The sequence below is a fragment of the Rhodothermales bacterium genome, from assembly GCA_041391505.1.
Classification (GTDB): domain Bacteria; phylum Bacteroidota; class Rhodothermia; order Rhodothermales; family JAHQVL01; genus JAWKNW01.
In genome coordinates, this window is sequence record JAWKNW010000004.1 from 283,586 (window position 1) to 304,429 (window position 20,844).

The following is a 20,844-nucleotide window of genomic DNA, read 5'->3' on the forward strand; positions in this document are numbered from 1 at the left end:
TCGTGGGTAGCGATCTCGATTTCACGGATCGGCAGGCCGGCGCCGTGGGCCGGTTGATGCCCGGTTTTGCACGCAAAGGTTATGCCGCAACAGCGCGCGGTGCGGTTCTTTTTACGACCAGCAGCGTCATGTCGTCCGACTGCGGCGCGGAGCCGGCGTGGCGCTGCACGGCGCGGGTCAGCCTTTCCACGATGCCCTCCGCGGTTTCAGCCCGCGAATCCCGGAGGATCTCGGCGATGCGTTCCTCGCCAAATTGCACGTGGGCATCGTTCCAGGCCTCGTTGAGACCGTCCGAGTACAGCAGCAGCACGTCGCCCGGCCCCAACGCCGTCTCGCCCTCCGGGAAGGCGATGCGCGTCGTGAAGCCGAGCATCGCGCCGGCGACGTTGAGCTGTTCGATCTCGCCGCCGGTACGGCAGATCAGGGGGCGGTTGTGGCCGGCATTTGCATAATGCAACGCATGCTGCGTCGGATCGAGCAGGGCGTAGATGAGGGTGACGAACGAGCCCTTCCGGTTGCGGTCGCAGACGACGCTGTTGATGCGGGTGAGGCACTCGGAGCAGGAATCGCTCCAGGGCGCCAGGCTGCGCAGGGTGGCCTGCACGTTCGCCATCAGCAGCGAAGCCGGCAGCCCCTTTCCCGACGCATCGCCGACGCACAATCCGATCCGCCCGTCCTCGAAGGCGAGGGCGTCGTAGTAGTCGCCGCCGACCCGCTGCGCGGCGATGCTGGAGCCGGCGATCTCGTAGCCGTCGATCGCGGGCAGCGACTGGGGGAAAAGGGAGGACTGGATTTCATTGGCCAGCCGCAGCTCCTCGTTCATCCGCTGCAGCGCCCGCTCCTCCTCCATGAGCCGCGCGTTTTCGAGCACCTGGGCGGACTGGGTCGCGATGATCGCGAGGAGGCGCTGGTCGTCCTCGTTGAACAGCTCGCGGTCGCCGATCTTGTTGTACACCGTCAGCAGCCCGATCAGCGTCGAGCGGACCAGCAGGGGGACGCTCAGGAAATTGCGGATGTCCGCGTTCCAGACCGCGCCCTTGAACCGGGCGTCGGTGAGCGGGTCGTTCACGATGATGGCCCGTTTGTGGATCATCATCCATCCGAGCAGGCTCTCGTTCATGTGGATCGAGTCCCGCTGCACTTCGCTGTCCGACGCCCGGATAAACGTGGCGGTTTGCTGCTCGGCGAGGCTGCTGATCATGATGATATCCCCCTGCTCGGCGTGAAGGCTCTTCATGGCCTTGCGGACGATGGTCTCGACGATGTGGCGCGAGTCGCCGGCGCCACCGATGGCGACGGCCAGATCGTTGAGCAGGGAGAGTTCCTCGACCGATCTCCGGAGACGGTCGTTTTCCCGGGCCAGTTGCTCGGGCGATTTGGTGGGCGGGGTGGAGGCCATGGGAATGCGGGATGCGCCAAGGGCATGGCGGGCGTGTCGGGGAGCAAACTCTGACGTGGGGGCGTCGCCGAGGTTGCCTCGTTGGGGGCTGGCGTGCATATTACCCCAAAAAAACCATAAACGTGATGCGCCCCCGAATAATCCTGCTCGTGTTGCTCGGTCTCGCCGGCCTCCGCTGCGGCGGTACCCCGCCGGCGGAGACGCCTCCGCTCAACGTCGTTTGGATCAGCGTCGAGGACATGAGCCCGCGGCTGGCCGCCTACGGCGACACGCTCGCGAAGACGCCGAACATCGACCGCCTCGCCCGGGAAGGCGAGCGGTATGCGCACGCGTACTCCATCTCCGGCGTCTGCGCCCCGAGCCGCGCCGCCCTGATAACGGGCATGTACCCGACGACGATCGGCGCCCAGCACATGCGCACCCTCGCGCGCACGGCCGACATCGCGAAGATCACGGATCCGGAGCTGCTGGCGATTCCGGTGTACGAAGCGGTTCCGCCCCCCGAGGTGCGCTGTTTCCCCGAATACCTCCGGGCCGCCGGCTATTACACGACGAACAACGTCAAGGAGGACTACCAATTCCGCCGGCCGATTACGGCGTGGGACGAATCCAGCCGGACGGCCCACTGGCGCAACCGCCGCGACCCGGACCAGCCGTTTTTTGCGGTGTTCAATTTCACGACCACGCACGAGTCGCAGATCTGGTCGCGCGACGACGAGCCGCTGCGCGTCGATCCTGCCGCCGTGCCGCTTCCCCCGTATTATCCCGACACGCCGATCGTCCGCCGCGACATCGCGCGCCACTATTCCAATATCGAGCTGATGGATGCGCAGGTCGGGCAGGTGCTGCGCGAACTGGAAGAGGACGGTCTGATGGACCGGACCGTCGTGTTCTTCTTCAGCGACCACGGCGACGGCATGCCCCGCATGAAACGGTGGGTCTACGACTCCGGCTTGCGCGTGCCCCTCATCATCCGCTGGCCGGACGGGCGGCACGCCGGCGCCGTGAACGATCGGATGGTCAGTTTCGTCGACTTCGCGCCGTCGATGCTGTCTCTGCTGGGCCTCGACGTGCCGGCGCATCTCCAGGGCATCCCGTTTCTGGGTGATCGGGCCGGGCCTGAGCGCGCCCACGTCTTCGCCGCCCGCGACCGGATGGATCCCGCGATCGACAATGTGCGCGCCGTCCGCGATCGGCGGTTCAAGTACATCCGGAATTACATGCCGGAGCGTCCGTACGTGCAGTTTCTGCCGTACCGCGACCGGATGGGGATCATGCAGGAGTTACACCGGCTGCACGCGGAGGGCCAGCTGGATGCCGTGCAGTCGCTGTGGTTCAGGGAGACGAAGCCGCGCGAGGAGCTCTACGACACGGAGGCCGATCCCCATGAGATCGTCAACCTGGCCGGCGATCCCGCCTATGCGGACAAGCTGGCCGAATTGCGGGCAGAACACGAGCGGTGGAAGGCGGAAACCCGCGATATCGGCCTGCTGCCCGAAACGGAGCTGGTGAAGCGCATGTGGCCTCCGGATGGGGTACAGCCGGCCACGCAGCCGCCCGTCGCCACGCCGGACGCCGGCGGCGGCGTCACGCTCGCGTCCGCCACGGAAGGTGCGTCGATCGCCTACGCCCGGGGCGCCGATGCGCCCTGGCTCCTGTATACCCGCCCGCTCCACCTGGCCGCCGGCGACACCCTGCGCGCCGTGGCGATCCGGATCGGATTCAAGCAGAGCGAAGAGGCGGTGTACGTGGAGTAGCCGTTTCGGGTCAGTCCTTCAAGTCCCGGATGGCGTCGCGGACCCGGTTGACACCGTCGAAGTCGAACGCGATCGACAGGGAAGGCGCGCCTTTGAACTCGGATGAGTTGTCGCCGGGCGTGAAGCTGGGTTGACGGAAGAAGATCATGCCCAGCTGGACGGTGAAGTTCTTCGTGATGTCGAAGCCGCCGCCCACGAGCGGGATGAGTCCGGCCGTCGCGCCCTTCAGGTTCTGGCTTTCGAACTGCAGCCGGCGTCTCAGGATGAGGCCGGCGACGAGCGACGTGCGGGCCAGGAGCTCCCGGCCGAAATAGGGGCTCGGAAGCTGCTTGTCCACCGCGAACGGATAAAACTTGAGGGCCGCCACGCCGAAGGCCTGGGCTTCCTGCACGCCGGGGTTGAACACCGTGCTCGGCGCCAGGTTGAGCGCGGCCGCGCCGAAGCCGATCGTCGTGCTGATGCGCGCGCGGTCGGACGTCGCCTCGGCGCCTTCCCAGTTGAGGGCGTTGACGCGCGTGTTGGCTACCGCCGTGTACAGGCCGGAGAGGTGTTCACCGAGGGAGTTGAGGATGCGCGTCCGGATGGGCGCATATTCGTCGGCGCTCTGGAGGCTCATCTCGCGGATGACCTGGTACGAGCGGTCGACGATGTCGCCCAGCATCCCGCACTCGTCTTCCGGGAAACCCGCATCGCCGCGGCAGGCGCGGCTCGTCGCGTAGAGGCGGGCGACGACGTCTTCCTGGGGCATCCGGTTGGAGACGATCGAGGCGCGGAGGGCCTCCACGTCGCCGGCCTGCAGGAAGCGCATGTTTTCCTCTTTTTTCAGACGGATCATCAGATCGGTGAACGTCTGGTCCTGCATCATCACGCGGTTCGACTGCGTGAGTTCTTCCAGGATATCTTCGCTGCGGCTGATGCGGACGTCGCCGAGGACCGATTCCGCCACCTCGTTGAGCAGCATCGGCTCGATGTCGAAGCTCGGCACGAACTTGTCCTCGCCCACGACCTCGCAGTTGTCGTCCACCACGTTGCGCACGAGCACCACCTCATCCCGCTTGAAGACTTCCGCCAGCTCCGTCTCGATGTTCTGGGTGAAGATGTCGCGGATCACCTGCTGCTTGACGTAGGGATAGGTCTCCTTCGCCGTGCGCATGGTTTCTTCGTAGGCGCGGTCGAGCGCCGGCTTCAGGATGTTGACGTCGAAGCCGCCGTAGAAGTCGAGCTTCAGGTCGTAACGGCGCCCGATATCCAGCGGCTCGAACACGAGGCGGAACACGTCGGTGTACACGTCGGGCGGGTTGACCCAGCACGATTTCTGGCGGTCGCGTGTGCCGCGCCCCTCGATCTCGCCGACGACGACCTTGATCTCGTTCTCCGTCTTGATGGTCGTTCCCTGGATGGCCCAGCGCCGGCCATACGGAATCCACTGCGCCCGGACCACGCCGGCCTGGTAGTTGATGATGTGCACGAGACGCGCATCGATCGGGAGGGCCTGCGCCTGACTGCGCATGACGAATTGATCCAGAGAGGTCAGGCAAAGAAGCAGCACGAACGCCGCGAGAACCCGCTGCGTCCGGCGCGAGATGATGGGATTGCCAGCCATGGTGTGCCTGTTCATGATAAAGCCAAGACCCGGATGGGCCAAGTGTAGATTACCCCGTAATTTAAAGTGATACTTTAAGATAAGCGATAGGATTCTTAATGTCGACAAGGCGTTGAGTTTTTGAAAAAAGCGATCGGCCCGCGTGGCATTTGCCACCCGCGGGCCGATCGCTTTCGGTTCAGGTTCGAAGTTAAAGGTTCAAGGGAGGGGGTTCAAGGTTCGATGTTCGATGTTCAAGGTCCCTTGAACCTTGAACCTGAAACCTGGAACTTCGCCCCCTAAACCCTCACATCCCGTTTGGCTTCGTGGATGGGTGGAAGCTGGGGCTGGTCGTAGGGGGGGATGGCCGGGCGGGTGCCGTCGGCCGGGGTCCAGCTGCGTTTGATCTGGCCGATCGATTTTTCGATCTCGTCGATGAAAAACCAGAAGTAGGCTTCGTCGCGCGGGTGGATCTTGGAGCTGTTGAACCCGGTTTTTTCGATGGCGAAGCGGAGCCGGCCGAGCTGGCCGTCGGCCTCCTTCGTGAGGTGCACGATGTACTGCATCAGCTCCTTGTCGGTGAAATGCTCGGGGTAGCGCTCGGGCAGCCAGTTGTATTCCTGTCGGGTGAAGACGCCGATGAAGACGCTGAACAGGGCATGCACGAAGAGCACGACCTGCGACGACTGGATAAACATCGCGTTGATGTCGACCGATTTCTCCCGCAGGATCGCCAGCGTGAGCGTGATGACGGCGCCGATGAGCAGGATCGTCATCGCCTTCGTTCCGGTCAAAAGCCGGGGGGTGAGTTCGTCGTTATACTGCGCCTTCATCTCGATCGAGTTGCTGATCGCGATCCCGTAGAGCACGATGGCCGCGAAGCTCCATTCGGGGAGCAGGAGTACGTTTTCGATCCGGTTGCTGAACGCGATGTCGATCAGCAGGATGACCACGATGGGCAGGACGGTGAAGACGACCTCGTTCATAAACCAGAGCGAGAGCACCTCGAACCAGAAACGCCGCGCGGGACTGGGTTCCTTTTTGTTCTTCGCGGCGCGCCGGCTCGCTTTCGACCCCTTTTTTTCGACGGCGTCGACGGTCTCGATTTTTTCGGCAGACATAGTGGTGGATGGTTGTGAACGAGAATTTTCAGGCATACCTCTCCTCAGTCGTCGGAAACGCGCAGGCCTGCGAACGGACGGCTCGCGATACCCAAATAAAAACGCCGGCCTGCCAAGTGGCAAGCCGGCGCGCGGTACACCTTCGTGGTGAGGACGTCTTCCGGTCCGATCGTTTACCCGATGTCGGGCACCCCGTAGACCGTTCCGAGATCGTGCTGCCCGGTCTTGACCACGCGGCCGCTCTGAATCAGCTTCATGGCCGCGGTATAGGAACACGCCTCGTAACCCGAACCCGGTTTGAAAAAGTTGGCGATACGACGGGTGTCGTTTACAATCAGCGTATACCCACGCGACAATTTTTTTTCAGCCAGCGCGGTCCAGCTGTCCGTGGACACGGATGGCTTGGCTCGACCTGGGCTGTCTGATGAATCGGGTTCGCTCATGTGTCCTTCATGGGATCTGGTGATAGGCGGCAGTAACCTATTCTTCTAGCTTCGGTTCCTCGGCGGAAATTGGTTCATAAAATTACGCAATCCGGACGAATTTCCAGTTCTACGGATGGGATTCTTTTGCTTTCATTCGGCCGCTTTTCCACCCCGAGGCCGCCGCCGCTCCGGGCTGGCACCGGGTGCGGGAAAAACAGGGGCGTTCTTGCCGGGCCGGCCCGAGGATGGGACGATAGAAACACGTGCCATGCGGCGTCGTTCATGCCGTGGCGCATGTAAATCAGGCGTAATGGAGGATGCGAGCCGGCGTGCGCGGGCGTATGTTGCGGCCCGAAAAAGCTGGTCAGGGCAACGATGAAAGTAGCGAAACAATTTACCTGGGAGGCAGCGCACCGGCTGCCGTGGCACGCGGGCTCTTGCAAGAGCCTGCACGGTCATTCCTATAAGATGACCGTGGAAGTGGAGGGAGAGCCCGATGAGCGGGGGATGCTCATCGATTTCAAGGAGATCAAGAGGGTCCTCGCCCCGCTGATCGACGATTGGGACCACGCCACGCTGGTGGCCGACGACGACATCGATCTCCGCCACGCGCTCGAAGAGCTGGGGTCGCGGATCGCGCTGCTGCCGTACGACAGCACGGCCGAGAACCTGTGCCTGTATGCCGCCGAATACCTCGTTCGCGAGGGAGGCGATACGCTCCGGGCCCGCCGCATCCAGCGCGTGATCGTCACGGTCCGCGAAACCGACACCTGCTACGCGACGCACGAATGCCCCGTCCCGGTGTCCGAAAAGCGCGGATTGTTCGCGCGGGTTTAGGAGCCGTACCGCCACGCCGGATCCGGCGCCGTGTGGAGGTTCGCCGCATGCTCCGGGATACCCCGGGCGGATGTCAAGCGGCCTATATCCCCGACCCGGCGAGCGCCTGATCCAGGTCCGCGATCAGGTCGTCGGCGTGTTCGAGCCCGACCGAGATCCGCATGTCGCCCATGGCGATGCCCAGCCCGGCGAACTGTTCGGGGGGCAGCTCCTTCAGGTAGCTGATCGCCGGCGCATAGATGAGGCTTTCGTGCCCGCCCCAGCTGACGCCGATCTGGAAGATTTCGAGCCCGTTGAAAAAGCGCTTGATCGACGGCAGGTCGTCGGTGTCCAGGGTGAACCCCAGCAGACCGCTGTAGCCGCTCATTTGCCGCCGGCCGAGGTCGTACTGGGGAAACGACGTCAGCCCGGGGTAACGCACCTGCCGGATGCGGGGATGCGCGGCGAGATAGTGGGCCACGGCGAGGGCGTTTTCCTGGTGCTGGCGCATCCGCATGGGGAGCGTGCGGAGGCTGCGCAGGATCAGCCAGGCCTCGAACGGCGCCATTTTGCCGCCCAGCAACTCGTATTCGCGCACGGCGAGGGTCCGCATCTCGTCTTCCCGGCCGATGACCACGCCGGCCACGATGTCGCTGTGGCCGCCGAGGTATTTGGAACAGGAATGCACCTCGAAATCGATCCCGAGGGCCAGCGGCTGCTGGAAAACCGGCGTCGCCCAGGTGTTGTCGATGATCGTCCGGATCCCCCGCGAGCGCGCCAGGGCGGCGACGGCCGCGATGTCCTGCAGGCCGAAAACGGCAGACGACGGGCTTTCGAGATAGATGAGCCGCGTTCGATCCGTGATCGCCGCCTCGAAGTCCTCCACCCGATCGCCGGCGACGAAGGTCGTCTCCACCCCCATCTTGCGGCGTAAAAAGACGTTCATCAGGTTGTTCGCCGGCCCGTAGATGTTTTTTACGGTGACGATATGGTCGCCGGCGTCGACGCAATGCATCACGGCCGACGAGATCGCGGCCATGCCCGAGGCGAAGAGCCGGGCGCGGTCGCCGCCGGCCAGCCGGGCGATCTTTTCCTCGACGAGCGCGACGGTCGGGTTGCGGCCCCGCGTGTAGATGCTGTTCGCTACCCGATCGTCGAACGCCGCATCGATCGCTTCCCAGCTTTCGAAGGTGAAAAGCGAGTTCTGGTAGATCGGGGGGACGACGGCGCCGGCGTGGGCCGCGCGGTCTTCGGCGTAGTGCGCCAGGAGGGTTTCGAGATGGAGCGATTCGGGTTTCATGGCGGATGAGGCGGTTCGTGACCGGGGTCGACGAAGGATACGCCAATTTCGGTTTCGCGACGCCCTCAAAAAATCCGCCATGCATCTCCGAAAATGACAACGGCAAATTTCCCGCCCCCGCAGTATCATGGGGCTGTTCGGGAGCGCCGGCGATGGCGCCCACTTTTCTCCACTACCGCGTCTGCAAACGCAGAGACGATGGCATTCAAGATCGAGGAACGGTTTGAGATTCAGGCGCCCATCGGGCGTGTGTGGGACTACCTGGTAGATCCACCGCGTGTCGTCTCATGTCTCCCCGGAGCCGAGCTGACCGAGGTGGTCGACGAGAAGACCTACACCGGTCGCGTCCGTGTCAAGGTGGGCCCCGTGGCCGCGTCGTACAAGGGGACCGCGCGCCTCGAAGAGGTGAACGAGGCCGACCGCATCATGCGGCTCTCCGGTGAAGGGAAAGAGGCTACCGGCGCTGGAACGGCGAAAATGAACATGACGGGGCGGCTTTCGGCCGGGGCCGACGGAACGACGCTGCTCGATGTCGAAGCCGAGATCGACGTCGCCGGCAAGATGGCGCAGTTCGGGCGGGGGCTGATGGAGGATGTGTCGCGCCAGTTGTTCAAGCAGTTCGGCGCGTGCATGCAGGCGACGCTCGCGCAGGCTGTCGTGGAGGATGCGGTGCCGGAGCCGACGCCGGCCGCGGCTGCTCCAACGCCTGCCGCCGCGCCCGTGACCCCCACGCCGCCGGCTCCCGCGCCCCGGCCCGTCGGTGTGGTTTCGCTCGTGCTCCGGGCACTCTGGGGACGGGTAAAACGCGCCTTCGGCGGACGCTAGCCGGAACCGGTCTCCCGAAAAATCCACCAACGACTGCCAAAAATTACCTCTCGTAGCGGAGGGAGACGCCGGGTATACTGTGTTCCTGGTCCCGAAGCATCGCCTCTGCCGCATCGGATGCAAGATGCAGGAACGCTTTGTATGAACCCGCACCCTAGGCGGATATCATGCGTCCTGCATCTTGCATCCGGTTCCGCTCCACCGTTCGCGCGATGTTTTGAAGCTGCCGCTGGATGCGTACTTTCCGAAAAACCACCCTGTACATGGTTCTCACGCCGGCGCAGTCCAGGCTCCGGCTTCCACTTGCTCTCTGATTCATGACGATATTCGAAAAACTCTTCCGGCTCGACGGTAAGGCCGCGCTGGTCACCGGCGGATACGGCGGCTTCGGCGCCGCGGTGTGCGAAGGCCTCGCCGAAATGGGCGCCGGCATCGCCGTGGCCGGCCATAACGCCGAAAAAGCCGAACACTTTGCCGGGCAGCTGCGGGCCAAGGGCGTCAATGCAATCGCCGCCCCCTTCGACGCCTGCTCGATGGAGGATACCCACCGCATGACCGACGCCGTGGCGAAGCATTTCGGCCGGCTGGACGTCCTGGTCAACACCGTCGGCGGCAACACGCACGCTGAACTGGCCGATGAGGTCACCGAGGAAGGCTTCGGCAAGGTGCTCGAGCTCAATCTCACCAGCGCCATGTACCAGGCGCAGGCCGCGGCGAAACACATGAAGGCCTCCGGGGGCGGCAAGCAGGTGCATTTCGGCTCCGTGCGCGGCCTGCTGGCGCTGCGCGGCAAGGGCTTCGCGGCGTATTGCGCGTCCAAGGCCGGCCTCACCGTGCTCTGCAAACAGCTCGCCGGCGAGTGGGCGCCGGACAAGATCAATGTCAACGTCCTTTCGCCCACGTTCATCCGCACCGAGCAGTCGGCGCGGTTCCTGGCGGACAAGGCGTTTTACGACAGCGTCGTCTCGCGCATCCCCGTCGGGCGCGTCGGCGAGACGCTGGACATCGTCGGCGCCACGCTGTTTTTTGCGTCGCCGGCGGCCGACTTCATCACGGGGCAGACGCTGTATCTCGATGGCGGCCTCACCGCCACCCAATAGCGACCAACAGACCATCATGAAGAATTACATAGCAGGCGAGTGGCGGAAGTCCTCCGCCGTAGAAGCGTTTCCGGTCATCAATCCCGCGACCGGTGAGGAACTGGGGCGCACCCCGCTGTCGCCGGCCTCGGAAGTCGACGCCGCCGCGCAGGCCGCCGCGGCCGCTTTCCCCGCATGGCGCCGCGTGCCCGTCGCCGACCGCATCCAGTACCTGTTCAAGCTGAAGGGTTTGCTCGAGGAGCACTTCGACGACATCTCCCGCACCATCACCCTCGAGTGCGGGAAGACCCTTGCGGAGTCCCGCGGCGAGATGCGCCGGGCGATCGAAAACGTCGAGGTCGCGTGCGGCGCCCCGATCATGATGCAGGGCTACAACTCGGAAGACATCGCCCGGGGCATCGACGAGACCATGATCCGGCAGCCGCTGGGTGTCGTGGCCATCATCGCGCCGTTCAACTTTCCGGGGATGATCCCCTTCTGGTTCCTGCCCTACGCGATTGCGACGGGCAACACCGTCGTGATCAAACCCTCCGAACGCGTTCCGATGACGATGCAGAAGGTGTTCGGTCTCATCGAGACGCTCGGCCTGCCGCCCGGGGTGGTGAACCTCGTCAACGGTGGGCGCGACGTGGTCAACGCCATCCTCGATCACCCCACCATCAAGGCGGTGAGCTTCGTCGGTTCGACCGCCGTCGCCCGCCACGTGTATTCGCGCGCCACGGCGAACGGAAAACGCGCCCAGTGTCAGGGCGGCGCGAAAAACCCCGTCGTGGTGCTTCCGGATGCGGATCTGGGCAAGGCGACGGAGATCATCGCCGACAGCGCCTTCGGCTGCGCCGGCCAGCGATGCCTGGCCACCTCGATGGCGTTCGTCGTCGGCGAGGCCCGCAAGCCGTTCATGGAGGCCATGCGCGATCGCGCGGCGTCCCGGAAGACCGGCTTCGGCCTGGAGGAAGGGGTGCTGATGGGGCCCGTGATCTCGTCGCAGAGCAAATCGCGTGTGGAGACGCTAGTCGATCAGGCGCTGAAGGACGGCGCGCGCGCCGTGGTCGACGGCCGCCAGCCGGCGATCGCCGGCTACCCGGACGGCTATTTCGTGGCGCCGACGATTCTGGAGGAACTGCCGTTCGAGAGCGCGGTCGCCTCGACGGAGATCTTCGGGCCGGTGCTGTCGGTCCATTACATGGACGACATCGAGTCCGCCATCGCCCGCGTCAACGCCGGCTCGTACGGCAACCAGGCGTCGCTCTTTACCGGCAGCGGCGCGAGCGCGCGGCGGTTCAAATACGAAGCCGACGCCGGCAACATCGGCATCAACATCGGCGTCGCCGCGCCGATGGCCTTCTTCCCGTTCAGCGGCGCCCGCGAGAGCTTTTTCGGCGACCTGCACGGGCAGGGCCGCGATTCGTTCGAGTTCTACACGAAAAAGAAAGTGGTCGTCGAACGCTGGCCCGATACGTGGTCCCGCACGTTCTAAAGGCCTTCATCGTGCAACGATGAAGGGTTTCAGGTTCAAGGTTTCAGGTTCAAGGTATACTGCGAAGAGGCCTTTCCGGCTCTCGGAAGTTGTTCTCATCATCAACCCGCCCAACGATTATGGATCGCCGAACGTTTTTGCAACGGAGTAGTCTGGTGGCGCTGACGGCCCCCCTGTGGTCGTGCGCGCCGAAGGAATCTGGCACCGAAGCGGCCGCCACCGGCGCGTCGAATGACGCGGCGAAGCTGGCGCGTATCGGCATCACGACCGTTTGCATCCGCTCGTATTTCGAGAAGACGCGCACGATGCTGGCGGAGCCCAACTCGGCTCCCACCATCAACCTCGAAGCCGCGCCGCAGTTTATCTACGACCACTTCGGCCTCCGGAACGTGGAGGTGTGGGATTATCAGTTCGACGACCTGTCGCTCGCCTATTGCGAGCGGGTTCGTGCCGCGGCGGAGAAGATCGGTTCGCGCATCGCCAACATCCAGGTGGATGTGCTCGCGGACCTGTCGGATCCGAACCCCACCCAGCGCGCGCTGGGCGTGACCCAGGCGAAGGAGTGGGTCGACCGCGCGGTGGCGATGGGCGTGCCGAACTTCCGCGTCAACACCGGCGGCAAGGAAGGCCAGGAATTCAAGCTCGCCGAGACGGTCGAATCGTTCCGGCAGATCGCCGACTACGCCGGCGAAAAGGGCGTGATCGTCCTCGTCGAAAACCATGTCGGGTTCAGCATGGACATCGACAAGGTGGTGGCCATCGTCTCGACGCTCAACCATCCGAACTGCAAGACGCTCGCGGACTACGGCAACACGCCGGCGGGCACGACGCAGGACCGGATCGACGGGCTCAAGAAGCTCTTCCCGTGGCTGCAGTTCGTGTCGGCCAAGGGCACGGGCTTCAACGATCAGCTGGAGCATAGCGACTACGACTTCGCCGCGCTCGTGCGCGCCACGGAGGAGTCGGGGTACCGGGGCATCTATTCGATCGAGATGTGGCCCGACGCCGACAGCCAGCCGCCGGCCGACCCGATCAAGGCCGGCAACTGGATGAAGGATCAGCTCCTTGCCAACATCAGCGCGTGAGGTGCGGCGCATGAACCGTCGCGTCTTTATTCAGCAGAGCGGCCTCGTCGCGGCTTCCGCCGCGTTCTGGTCGTGTTCGCCGGGCGATGCCCCCTCGGCGGCGGCCTCGGCCGATGCGAAGCTCGCCCGTATCGGGATCACCACGGTGAGCCTGCGGTCGCGCTTCGCGCAGACCCACGAGATGATGGCGGAGCCCTACGAGGGGCCGATGCTGAATCTGGAAACAGCGCCGGCGTACATCGCCGGCGAGCTGGGGCTGCACAATGTCGAGGTCTGGGAGCGCCAGTTCGACGATACCTCCATCGCCTACTGCGAGCGGGTGCGGGCCGCCGCCGAGCGGGCCGGCTCCCGGATCACGAACATCCAGGTGAGCGGGCTGGCGAATCTGTCGTCGATGGACGCCGACGAGCGGGCGCAGGGCGTTACCCAGGCCAGGGAGTGGGTCGACCGCGCCGTGGCGATTGGCGCGCCCAGCATCCGTGTCGACGCCGGCGGACGCGCGGGCGACCCGTTCGATCTTGCGGTGACGGTCGATTCGTATCGCCGGATCGTCGATTATGCGGGTAGCAAGGGCGTCGTCATCCTCGTCGAAAACCACAGCGGCTTCACGCGGGACATCGATACGGTCGTCGCCATCATCGAGGCCATCGAAAGCCCGAACTGCCGCGCCCTGGCCGACTACGGCAACACGCCGGCGGGAAGCATCGAGGACCGGATCGCCGGGTTGCAGAAGATGCTGCCGTACCTGGCCTTCGTCTCGGCGAAGGGGACGGGGTTCGACGAGCAGATGAGGCATTCCGACTACGACTTTGCCGCGCTCGTCCGCGCCACCGAGGCCTCCGGGTACCGGGGTATTTATTCGATCGAGATGTGGCCCGACGCCGATAGTCCGCCGCCGGCCGATCCGCTGCGTGCCGCGGGCTGGATGAAGGACCAGCTGATCGCCAACATCGGCGCCTGACGCGCGCGAAAGATTCGCCAACGACTCCCGAAGATGCGCACTCGTGGCGCCGGGCGTCGGCCAGTACTATTGCCGGGGCGCGTCTGCCGCGCCCATCATTCCGTACATGCCATGGCTAACATTGTCATCATCGGTGCGCTCGATACGAAAGGCACCGAGGTTCTTTTCGTCAAGCAACAGATCGAGGCCCGCGGGCATCGCACCGTCGTCATCGACTCCGGCGTCCTCGGCGACCCGCTTTTCCGGGCGGACGTGACGCGGCAGGAAGTCGCCTCGGCCGGCGGCGCCGATCTCGAAAAGCTGCGCGCCGCCAACGACCGCGGCCAGGCCGTGATCGCCATGACGCAAGGCGCGGCCGCCATCGTGCAGCGGCTCCACGAACAGGGCAAGGTCGACGCCATCATCGGGATGGGCGGCGGCGCCGGCACGACGGTGGGCACCGCGGCGATGCGGGCCCTGCCGCTCGGCATCCCGAAGGTGATGGTCTCCACCCTGGCGAGCGGCGATACGCGGCCTTTCGTGGGCGTGAAGGACATCATGATGGTGCCGTCCATCGTCGACATCAGCGGCCTGAACGGCATCGCGCGCGGCGTGTTCACGCGCGCCGCCGCCGCCGTATGCGGGATGGTCGAAGCCGATATTCCCGAGGGCGACGACAAGCCGACGATCACGGCGTCGATGTTCGGCAACACGACCAAATGCGTCGAGCGGGCGCGGACGCACTTCGAGGCGGCCGGCTACGAGCTGCTGGTCTTCCACGCCGTCGGGTCGGGGGGGATGACGATGGAGAGTCTGATCGAATCCGGCCAGATCGCCGGCGTCTTCGATGTGACGCTCACCGAATGGGCGGACGAGCTGCTCGGCGGCGTCATGTCCGCCGGCCCCACGCGGCTCGATGCCGCGGCCCGCAGCGGGACGCCGGCGGTGTACGCCCCCGGCTGCGTCGACATCGTCAATTTCTGGGAGCCCGACTCGGTGCCGGTGGCGCTCCGCGACCGCCGGATCTACCACCATAATGCCAAACAAACGCTGGTCCGCACCGACATCGACGACAACGCGAAGCTCGGGAAGATCTTCGCCGAGAAGTTCAACGCGGCGACCGGGCCGGTGGCGGTATATCTCCCGCTCAAGGCCGTTTCCGTGATTTCGGAGCCCGGCGGCCCCTACCACTGGCCGGAGGCCGACGCGGCCCTGTTCGACGCCCTGCGCTCGAACCTCCGCAAGGACATCCCGGTCTACGAATTCGACACCATCATCAACGACCCCATCTTTGCCGACGCCATGGCCGAAGGCCTGCTGGCGATGATCGAAGATGGAAGATCGTAAATCGCAAATCGTTAATCGCAAAATGCCCTGGGCAGTATCGGGACGTATGTACCAGTCGCCAGACACTACATGATTTACGATTTGCGATTTTACGATTTGCGATGCCTCAGTCCCTTTTTCCAAGCAAACGATCTGCCCTATGAGCCGTCTCATCGACCTTTCCATGCCTGTCCATCCCGACATGATCACGTTTCCGCGGGTACCGCCGCCGGTGATGGTGATCTATGAAACCTGGGAGGAGTTCGCCGAGCGGATCGGCGCCGCGAAACACGGGGCCACGTGGCTCACCGGCAGCTACTACGTGACGACGAGCGACCACGTGGGCACGCACGTCGACGCCGTCAAGCACCTCCGGGGTCCGAAGTCGCCCGGGCCGGAAGGCATCCCGCTCGAGTACTGCTACAGCGACGGGGTCGTGCTGGACTTCCGCCACAAGGAAAAAGGCTACGGCATCACGCCCGAGGACATCGACGAGGCGCTCGCGAAGATCAATTATACCTTGAAGGAGAAGGACATCGTCCTGATCCAGACCGGCGCTTCGGCCTACAACACCGAACAGCGGTACCTCACGGACCATTGCGGCATGACAGGGGAAGCGACGCGGCACCTCATCAAGCAGGGCGTACGGATGATGGGCACCGATGCGGTCACGTTCGATCCGCCCGTGTGGGCGATGTTCGAGCGGAAGAAGTTCTGGGAGGCGCACCGGGTGATGCTGGACGAGGATTACTGGCATATGGAGAACCTGATGAACCTCGACCAGCTTCCCCCGCACGGCTTCAAGCTCTCCGTCTTCCCGGTCAAGTGGGTCGGCACGACCGCCGCGCCGATCCGCGCCGTGGCCATCCTCGAAGGGTGACGTTCAGCAACCGGTAACGTTATGGAATTCAACGGCCCCGAGTGGCACGCGCCGACCACGCTCGACGCCGCGCTGGCGATGCGCGCCGAGTTGCAGGATGAAGCTACCGTCGTCGCCGGCGGGACCTTCGTCGGCACGCTGATGAACATCGGGTTCATGGCGCCGGCGGCGCTGCTGAGCCTGCGCGGCGTGCCGGGGCTCGCGTACATCCGCGCGGACGGCGAGCTGCGCATCGGTCCGATGACCACGCACCGCGCCATCGAGCTGTCGCCCGAGATCCGCCGGCACTGGCCGGCCCTCGCGCAGGCGTTTTCGGTGGTGGCCAGCCCGCGCGTCCGCAACATGGCGACCGTCGGCGGCGTCCTCGCCGACGCCGACTATGCTTCCGATCCGCCGGCGATGTTTCTCGCGCTCGGCGCCCGCGCCGTGCTGCGGGGGCCCCGGGGCGAGCGGGAGGTGCCGGTGGAGGACTTCATCCTCGGCTACTACGAAACCGCCCTCGCGCCGGACGAGCTGTTGACCGAGGTGCGTGTGCCCGCCGGCGGCGAGGCCGGCGTGTACCGCAAGTTCCGCACGCGTTCGAGCGAAGACCGCCCCTGCGTCTCCGTCGCCGCCGTCAACCGGGGCGGCGAGCTTCGGGTGGCCGTCGGCGCCGTGGCGAGCCGTCCCCAGTATTTCCCCGAGGTCTGCGCGCTCGCCCGGGGCCGGCGTGTCGACGCCGATCTGGCCCGCGAGATTGGCGAGGCCTACGCGCAGCGCATCGACCCCATTTCCGATTCCAGAGGCTCGTCGGAGTACCGACGCCGCGTCATCGCCGTCGAGGTGCGCCGCGCCCTGGAGGAGCTGTACCATGGCTGATCCCCGTTCCGCCGGCGCGCTCCGGTATGCGCAGGACCTCGAGATGGAGGGCATGCTTCACGCACGCGTGCTCCGCTCGCCCTACGCGCACGCCCGGATCGTGCGCATCGATACCTCGTCCGTGCCCGACTCGGTCGTGGTGCTCACGCGCGACGACATCCGCGATCTGAACCGCTACGGGTGCCAGATCCAGGACGAAACCGTCGTGGCCGTCGACGAGGCGCTGTTCGCCGGCGCCCCGGTGGTGGCCGTCGCCGCCGCCACGCGGCGCGAGGCCGACGAGGCGCTGCAGTACATCGACGTCGACTACGACGAGCTGCCGGCGGTGTTCAACGAGATGGACGCCATCGCGCCCGGCGCGCCGCTCGTCCATCCCCGCCATTACATCTCCGAGAACGACGCCGCCTACTTCGGGATGCGGCCGATCGACGGCACCAACATCTGCCACCGGTTCCGCATCCGGCACGGCGACATCGACGCCGGCTTCGCCGGCAGCGACGTCATCGTCGAAGAAGTGTTCACGACCGACAGCGCGGCGCACGTGCCCATGGAGCCGCACGCCTCGCTGGCCCGCTGGCACGACGGCCGGCTCGAGGTCTGGACCGGCAACCAGACGCCGTTCAACCTGCGGATGGACCTGGCCGGCATCTTCGGCCTCAAGCCCGAGCAGGTCCGCATCGTCGTCCCGCCCCTCGGCGGGTCTTTCGGCGCGAAGACGTTCGTGCGGACGGAGGCCATCGCGGCGGCGCTGGCGCGCAAGGCCGGCCGGCCGGTCAAGATCGTCCTGGAGCGCGCCGAAGAGTGGCAGACCATGAACCGCCACCCCGCCACGCTCTGGATGAAGATCGGCGCGAAGCGCGACGGCACGCTCGTGGCGAAACACGTCATGTGCTGGGCGAACACCGGCGCGCACGCGGATAGCGGCCCGGGCGTCGCCCAGAAGATGGGCTATGCCTCGCCGGGGCCGTACCGCATCCCGAACGTGTGGGTCGATTCCCACTGCGTGTACACCAACACCCCTCCCAACGGCGCCTACCGTGGCTACGGGCAGATGCAGTGCATCTGGGCGTCGGAGCGGCTGATGGACATGCTGGCGCACAAGCTCGGGATGGACCCCCTCGAGCTGCGCCTCAAGAACATCCTCCGCGAGGGCGACACGTATTGCACCGGCGAGACGATGCACGATGTCGCCTTCGAGGAGTGCCTGCGCCGGAGCGCGGAGGCGATAGGCTGGGATTCTTCCGATGATCACCGCGGCAAGGGGCTCTGCGTCCTGATGAAAGGGATGCAGACCCCCAGCCGCGCGTCGATTGGCATCGAAAAAGAGGACGACGGGACGTACACCATCCGCTGCGCCACCATCGAGATGGGCCAGGGCGCCCGGCCGGCGATCCGGCAGATGGCGGCGGAGCTCCTCGGCGTGCCCATGGACCGGGTGACGTTTCCGGACCCCGACACCGACATCGTGCCGTACGATACACGCACCACGTCGAGCCGCTCGACCCACGTGATGAGCCGCGCGCTGGTCGAGGCCGTGCGGGCGCTGGAGCTGGACGGCCGAAAGGGCGTCGGCGAGGTGACGGACAAGGGGGGGCTGAACGTGGATACCGGGCAGGGGATCGCCTCGTCGCACTGGCACCAGGGCGCCGCCGGCGCCGTCGTCGACGTGGATCGCGAGACGGGCAAGCTGCACGTGCGCCACATTCACGCCTCCATCTATGCCGGCAAGGTGGTGAGTCGGCCGGCGGCCGAACTGCAGAACGAAGGCTCCATGATCATGGGGCTGGGCACGGCGCTGTTCGAGGCCATCCAGTTCGACGGCGGGCAGGTGACCAACGCCAACCTGTCGGATTACAATGTTCCGAGTTTCCACGACCTGCCGCGGATCACGCACGACCTCGTCGAGCGCGAGGGCGCGCAGGTGTACGGCCTCGGCGAGACGGCGCTGCCGCCCGTGCCGGCGGCCATCGGCAACGCGCTGGCGTCGCAGGGCATCCACCAGACGGCGCTGCCCATGACGGCAGAGCGCGTCATCCACGCCCTCGACGGCGGGGACGGCCCCGCGCGGCTGGCGGCCGTCCGGAAACTCATCGAGACGCACCCGCGATCGTAACCATCATGAACGTACGATTTACCCTCAACGGCACCCCGACCGAGGTGGACGTCCGCGCCGACGAGATGCTGCTCGACGTCCTGCGCGACCGGCTGGGCTTTCCGAGCGTCCGCGAGACGTGCAGCATCGGCGTGTGCGGCTCCTGCACCGTCCTGATCGACGGCGAGCCGGTGTCCAGCTGCATCTACCTGACGCCGATGGCCGAAGGCCGGGCGATCACGACGATCGAAGGGCTGGGCGGCGATCACCCCGTCCAGCGCGCGTTCGAGGAGGCGCACGCGTTCCAGTGCGGCTACTGCACGCCGGCGATGATTCTGACCACCAAGCGGCTCCTGGAGGAAACCCCGCATCCGACGGACGATGAGATCGACCTCGCGCTGAGCGGCAATCTCTGCCGGTGCGGCTGCTACGTCAAGATCCGCGATGCCGTCAAGCTGGCGGCGGGGAGATGAACGGTCGTGAGCGCCCTCTGGGCGCGGTCAGGGGTCATCGGTCACTGATCGTCCTGAAACTTCGATGTCTTCTCGACCGAACCCTCGATCACATCGAGGGGAAGCGGAGAGACCTCCCGAAGAGTGGCGCTACGTTGATTGTGGAATACCGCCATCCTTTGGGAGGTCCCTCTGCTCCGGTCCTGCTTTGCAGGCCCTGCGGTCGGGACGACAATCATTTTTTTACTGAGAACCTGCGATCCTTCGACGCCGGCGGCAACCGCCGCCGCCGCTCAGGACAGGCCTCCAACCTGTAACCTGCAACCCCTATGTCCTACGTCGTCGTAGCGACCTGGCGCGCCAAGCCAGGGAAAGAAGCGTTTATCGAAAACATCGTCCGGACGATGGCTCGGCTGTCCACCACGGAGGAGCCGGAGACCATCCAGTTCACGGCGCAGCGGTCGGTGGACGATCCCGCCTCGTTCCTGCTGTACGAGGTCTATACCTCCGAGGCCGGCTTCGAGGCGCACAAGGAAACCGAGCATTTCAAGGAGTACGTACTCGGGCAGGCGCTGCCGAATCTGGCGCACCGCGAACGCGCGATCTACGAAACGCTCGATTGATCGGGATGGCACAGGGAGACAGCTTGCCGGTGGCGGTGCATCTGGTTCGTCACGGCCGGGTCGCTTCGCATCGGGGCGACATACCGATCACGGAGGAGGGGCGGGTCGAGATCGCGGCGGCGGGCCGCGGGCTGGCCGTCGGGCTGCGGCGCGACGAGGACGTTCATTTTTTGACCACCCCGACCCGGCGGACGAAAGAGACGGCCGACGTGCTCCGCGCGTCGATGCGCGCGGCGCACGGAGAAGGCGCCGGCTTCCTCGAGCCCCGCGAGGAGTGGGCGATCCGGAACCCCGACCTGTTTCTGGCGGGCCGGCGTGTGGAAATGGTCAGCACCCCCGAAGCGATGGCCGGCCAGATCCCCGAGACCGGCATCGACGCCGCCGGCGTGGACGCCGTCGCGTTTTTCCATGCGTTTTTTCGGAGTCCGGACCGCATCGGCTACTGGATGGCCCAGCCCGATCCGCCCGGCGAGGATGTGACGGCGGTGGCGCGGCGCATCGTTGCATTCTGTATGAGCCTGTTGTACGTTCCAACGCACCGCCGGAGGCGCTTCGTGTGCGTGACGCATTCGCCGGTGCTCCGTGCCGTACTGCAGCACTATACCCACCAGGATCCTGGGGAGCCGGAATACGGCGAGTCGATCGACCTCCACCTGGATCCCCGTGAGAGCACGGTCACCTTCCGTGGCCTCACAATGCCCCTTCGGGTTTGAAAAAAGCCCGGTTTCACGTCACGGATGGTAGCGCTTCGCGTGTGCCGTCCTTCACCAAAGTCGGAAGAGCGAA

General features: G+C 65.4%; 19 protein-coding genes. 14 read left to right on the forward strand and 5 right to left on the reverse strand.

Annotated features, from left to right (window positions below; genetic code table 11):
* Window positions 1-79: 79 nt before the first annotated feature.
* Entirely contained in the window at window positions 80-1,399 is a 1,320-nt protein-coding gene (locus tag R2834_06380; GenBank protein ID MEZ4699938.1) for a GAF domain-containing SpoIIE family protein phosphatase, read from the reverse strand.
* Window positions 1,400-1,524: 125 nt separating this feature from the next.
* Here R2834_06380 and R2834_06385 point away from each other — a divergent pair, with 125 nt between their 5' ends.
* Window positions 1,525-3,156 (forward strand): sulfatase-like hydrolase/transferase, encoded by a 1,632-nt coding sequence (locus R2834_06385; GenBank protein MEZ4699939.1) that lies wholly within the window; start codon window positions 1,525-1,527, stop codon window positions 3,154-3,156.
* Between the two features lie 10 nt (window positions 3,157-3,166).
* On the opposite strand, the gene R2834_06390 is transcribed toward R2834_06385, so the two are convergent.
* The 3 genes from R2834_06390 to R2834_06400 all read right to left on the reverse strand — a co-directional run bounded on the left by R2834_06390 (window position 3,167) and on the right by R2834_06400 (window position 6,302).
* On the reverse strand, window positions 3,167-4,759 hold the full coding sequence (locus R2834_06390; GenBank protein ID MEZ4699940.1) for a hypothetical protein: 1,593 nt from the start codon (window positions 4,757-4,759) through the stop codon (window positions 3,167-3,169).
* Window positions 4,760-5,037: 278 nt separating this feature from the next.
* Window positions 5,038-5,859, reverse strand: a complete 822-nt coding sequence (locus R2834_06395; protein ID MEZ4699941.1) for a hypothetical protein — start codon at window positions 5,857-5,859, stop codon at window positions 5,038-5,040.
* A gap of 173 nt (window positions 5,860-6,032) precedes the next feature.
* Entirely contained in the window at window positions 6,033-6,302 is a 270-nt protein-coding gene (locus tag R2834_06400) for a hypothetical protein (protein MEZ4699942.1), read from the reverse strand.
* A 357-nt stretch (window positions 6,303-6,659) separates the two neighbouring features.
* Between R2834_06400 and R2834_06405 the strand changes: the two genes are divergently transcribed.
* Complete coding sequence (locus tag R2834_06405) at window positions 6,660-7,121, forward strand: 6-carboxytetrahydropterin synthase (GenBank protein MEZ4699943.1); 462 nt, start codon at window positions 6,660-6,662, stop codon at window positions 7,119-7,121.
* Between the two features lie 82 nt (window positions 7,122-7,203).
* Here the strand turns inward: R2834_06405 and R2834_06410 are convergent, their stop codons facing one another.
* On the reverse strand, window positions 7,204-8,400 hold the full coding sequence (locus tag R2834_06410) for an aminotransferase class I/II-fold pyridoxal phosphate-dependent enzyme (GenBank protein ID MEZ4699944.1): 1,197 nt from the start codon (window positions 8,398-8,400) through the stop codon (window positions 7,204-7,206).
* Window positions 8,401-8,598: 198 nt separating this feature from the next.
* Between R2834_06410 and R2834_06415 the strand changes: the two genes are divergently transcribed.
* From R2834_06415 to R2834_06470, 12 genes are all read left to right on the forward strand, one after another.
* Window positions 8,599-9,225: an SRPBCC family protein gene (locus R2834_06415; protein ID MEZ4699945.1), complete on the forward strand. Its 627-nt coding sequence runs from the start codon at window positions 8,599-8,601 to the stop codon at window positions 9,223-9,225.
* Between the two features lie 317 nt (window positions 9,226-9,542).
* Window positions 9,543-10,325 carry an SDR family oxidoreductase gene (locus R2834_06420; protein MEZ4699946.1) on the forward strand — a complete coding sequence of 261 codons (783 nt, stop codon included), beginning with the start codon at window positions 9,543-9,545 and terminating at the stop codon, window positions 10,323-10,325.
* 16 nt (window positions 10,326-10,341) lie between these two features.
* Window positions 10,342-11,802, forward strand: coding sequence for a CoA-acylating methylmalonate-semialdehyde dehydrogenase (locus R2834_06425; protein MEZ4699947.1), 1,461 nt, complete (start codon window positions 10,342-10,344; stop codon window positions 11,800-11,802).
* Window positions 11,803-11,921: 119 nt separating this feature from the next.
* A complete protein-coding gene (locus R2834_06430; GenBank protein ID MEZ4699948.1) occupies window positions 11,922-12,887 on the forward strand; it encodes a sugar phosphate isomerase/epimerase family protein in 966 nt (321 codons plus the stop codon).
* Between the two features lie 10 nt (window positions 12,888-12,897).
* Window positions 12,898-13,848: a sugar phosphate isomerase/epimerase family protein gene (locus R2834_06435; GenBank protein MEZ4699949.1), complete on the forward strand. Its 951-nt coding sequence runs from the start codon at window positions 12,898-12,900 to the stop codon at window positions 13,846-13,848.
* A 111-nt stretch (window positions 13,849-13,959) separates the two neighbouring features.
* The gene (locus tag R2834_06440; protein ID MEZ4699950.1) at window positions 13,960-15,174 is read left to right on the forward strand and encodes a Tm-1-like ATP-binding domain-containing protein; all 1,215 of its coding nucleotides are present in this window, start codon (window positions 13,960-13,962) and stop codon (window positions 15,172-15,174) included.
* A gap of 139 nt (window positions 15,175-15,313) precedes the next feature.
* Window positions 15,314-16,033 (forward strand): cyclase family protein, encoded by a 720-nt coding sequence (locus tag R2834_06445; GenBank protein ID MEZ4699951.1) that lies wholly within the window; start codon window positions 15,314-15,316, stop codon window positions 16,031-16,033.
* 21 nt (window positions 16,034-16,054) lie between these two features.
* Window positions 16,055-16,891, forward strand: a complete 837-nt coding sequence (locus R2834_06450) for a xanthine dehydrogenase family protein subunit M (protein MEZ4699952.1) — start codon at window positions 16,055-16,057, stop codon at window positions 16,889-16,891.
* Window positions 16,884-19,004 (forward strand): xanthine dehydrogenase family protein molybdopterin-binding subunit, encoded by a 2,121-nt coding sequence (locus R2834_06455; GenBank protein MEZ4699953.1) that lies wholly within the window; start codon window positions 16,884-16,886, stop codon window positions 19,002-19,004. The genes R2834_06450 and R2834_06455 overlap by 8 nt, the downstream gene beginning before the upstream one ends.
* Before the next feature lie 5 nt (window positions 19,005-19,009).
* Window positions 19,010-19,456: a (2Fe-2S)-binding protein gene (locus tag R2834_06460; protein MEZ4699954.1), complete on the forward strand. Its 447-nt coding sequence runs from the start codon at window positions 19,010-19,012 to the stop codon at window positions 19,454-19,456.
* A gap of 308 nt (window positions 19,457-19,764) precedes the next feature.
* Window positions 19,765-20,058, forward strand: a complete 294-nt coding sequence (locus R2834_06465) for an antibiotic biosynthesis monooxygenase family protein (GenBank protein MEZ4699955.1) — start codon at window positions 19,765-19,767, stop codon at window positions 20,056-20,058.
* Between the two features lie 5 nt (window positions 20,059-20,063).
* Complete coding sequence (locus tag R2834_06470) at window positions 20,064-20,771, forward strand: histidine phosphatase family protein (protein MEZ4699956.1); 708 nt, start codon at window positions 20,064-20,066, stop codon at window positions 20,769-20,771.
* Window positions 20,772-20,844 lie beyond the last annotated feature (73 nt).

Bases quoted from the DNA above. Each gene is read 5' to 3' on its own strand.
- R2834_06435 (MEZ4699949.1), top strand. From the start codon at position 12,898: ATGAACCGTCGCGTCTTTATTCAGCAGAGCGGCCTCGTCGCGGCTTCC.
- R2834_06415 (MEZ4699945.1), top strand. From the start codon at position 8,599: ATGGCATTCAAGATCGAGGAACGGTTTGAGATTCAGGCGCCCATCGGG.
- R2834_06460 (MEZ4699954.1), top strand. From the start codon at position 19,010: ATGAACGTACGATTTACCCTCAACGGCACCCCGACCGAGGTGGACGTC.
- R2834_06405 (MEZ4699943.1), top strand. From the start codon at position 6,660: ATGAAAGTAGCGAAACAATTTACCTGGGAGGCAGCGCACCGGCTGCCG.
- R2834_06465 (MEZ4699955.1), top strand. From the start codon at position 19,765: ATGTCCTACGTCGTCGTAGCGACCTGGCGCGCCAAGCCAGGGAAAGAA.
- R2834_06430 (MEZ4699948.1), top strand. From the start codon at position 11,922: ATGGATCGCCGAACGTTTTTGCAACGGAGTAGTCTGGTGGCGCTGACG.
- R2834_06400 (MEZ4699942.1), bottom strand. From the start codon at position 6,302: ATGAGCGAACCCGATTCATCAGACAGCCCAGGTCGAGCCAAGCCATCC.
- R2834_06455 (MEZ4699953.1), top strand. From the start codon at position 16,884: ATGGCTGATCCCCGTTCCGCCGGCGCGCTCCGGTATGCGCAGGACCTC.
- R2834_06395 (MEZ4699941.1), bottom strand. From the start codon at position 5,859: ATGTCTGCCGAAAAAATCGAGACCGTCGACGCCGTCGAAAAAAAGGGG.
- R2834_06385 (MEZ4699939.1), top strand. From the start codon at position 1,525: ATGCGCCCCCGAATAATCCTGCTCGTGTTGCTCGGTCTCGCCGGCCTC.
- R2834_06420 (MEZ4699946.1), top strand. From the start codon at position 9,543: ATGACGATATTCGAAAAACTCTTCCGGCTCGACGGTAAGGCCGCGCTG.
- R2834_06440 (MEZ4699950.1), top strand. From the start codon at position 13,960: ATGGCTAACATTGTCATCATCGGTGCGCTCGATACGAAAGGCACCGAG.
- R2834_06445 (MEZ4699951.1), top strand. From the start codon at position 15,314: ATGAGCCGTCTCATCGACCTTTCCATGCCTGTCCATCCCGACATGATC.
- R2834_06470 (MEZ4699956.1), top strand. From the start codon at position 20,064: ATGGCACAGGGAGACAGCTTGCCGGTGGCGGTGCATCTGGTTCGTCAC.
- R2834_06390 (MEZ4699940.1), bottom strand. From the start codon at position 4,759: ATGGCTGGCAATCCCATCATCTCGCGCCGGACGCAGCGGGTTCTCGCG.
- R2834_06450 (MEZ4699952.1), top strand. From the start codon at position 16,055: ATGGAATTCAACGGCCCCGAGTGGCACGCGCCGACCACGCTCGACGCC.
- R2834_06380 (MEZ4699938.1), bottom strand. From the start codon at position 1,399: ATGGCCTCCACCCCGCCCACCAAATCGCCCGAGCAACTGGCCCGGGAA.
- R2834_06425 (MEZ4699947.1), top strand. From the start codon at position 10,342: ATGAAGAATTACATAGCAGGCGAGTGGCGGAAGTCCTCCGCCGTAGAA.
- R2834_06410 (MEZ4699944.1), bottom strand. From the start codon at position 8,400: ATGAAACCCGAATCGCTCCATCTCGAAACCCTCCTGGCGCACTACGCC.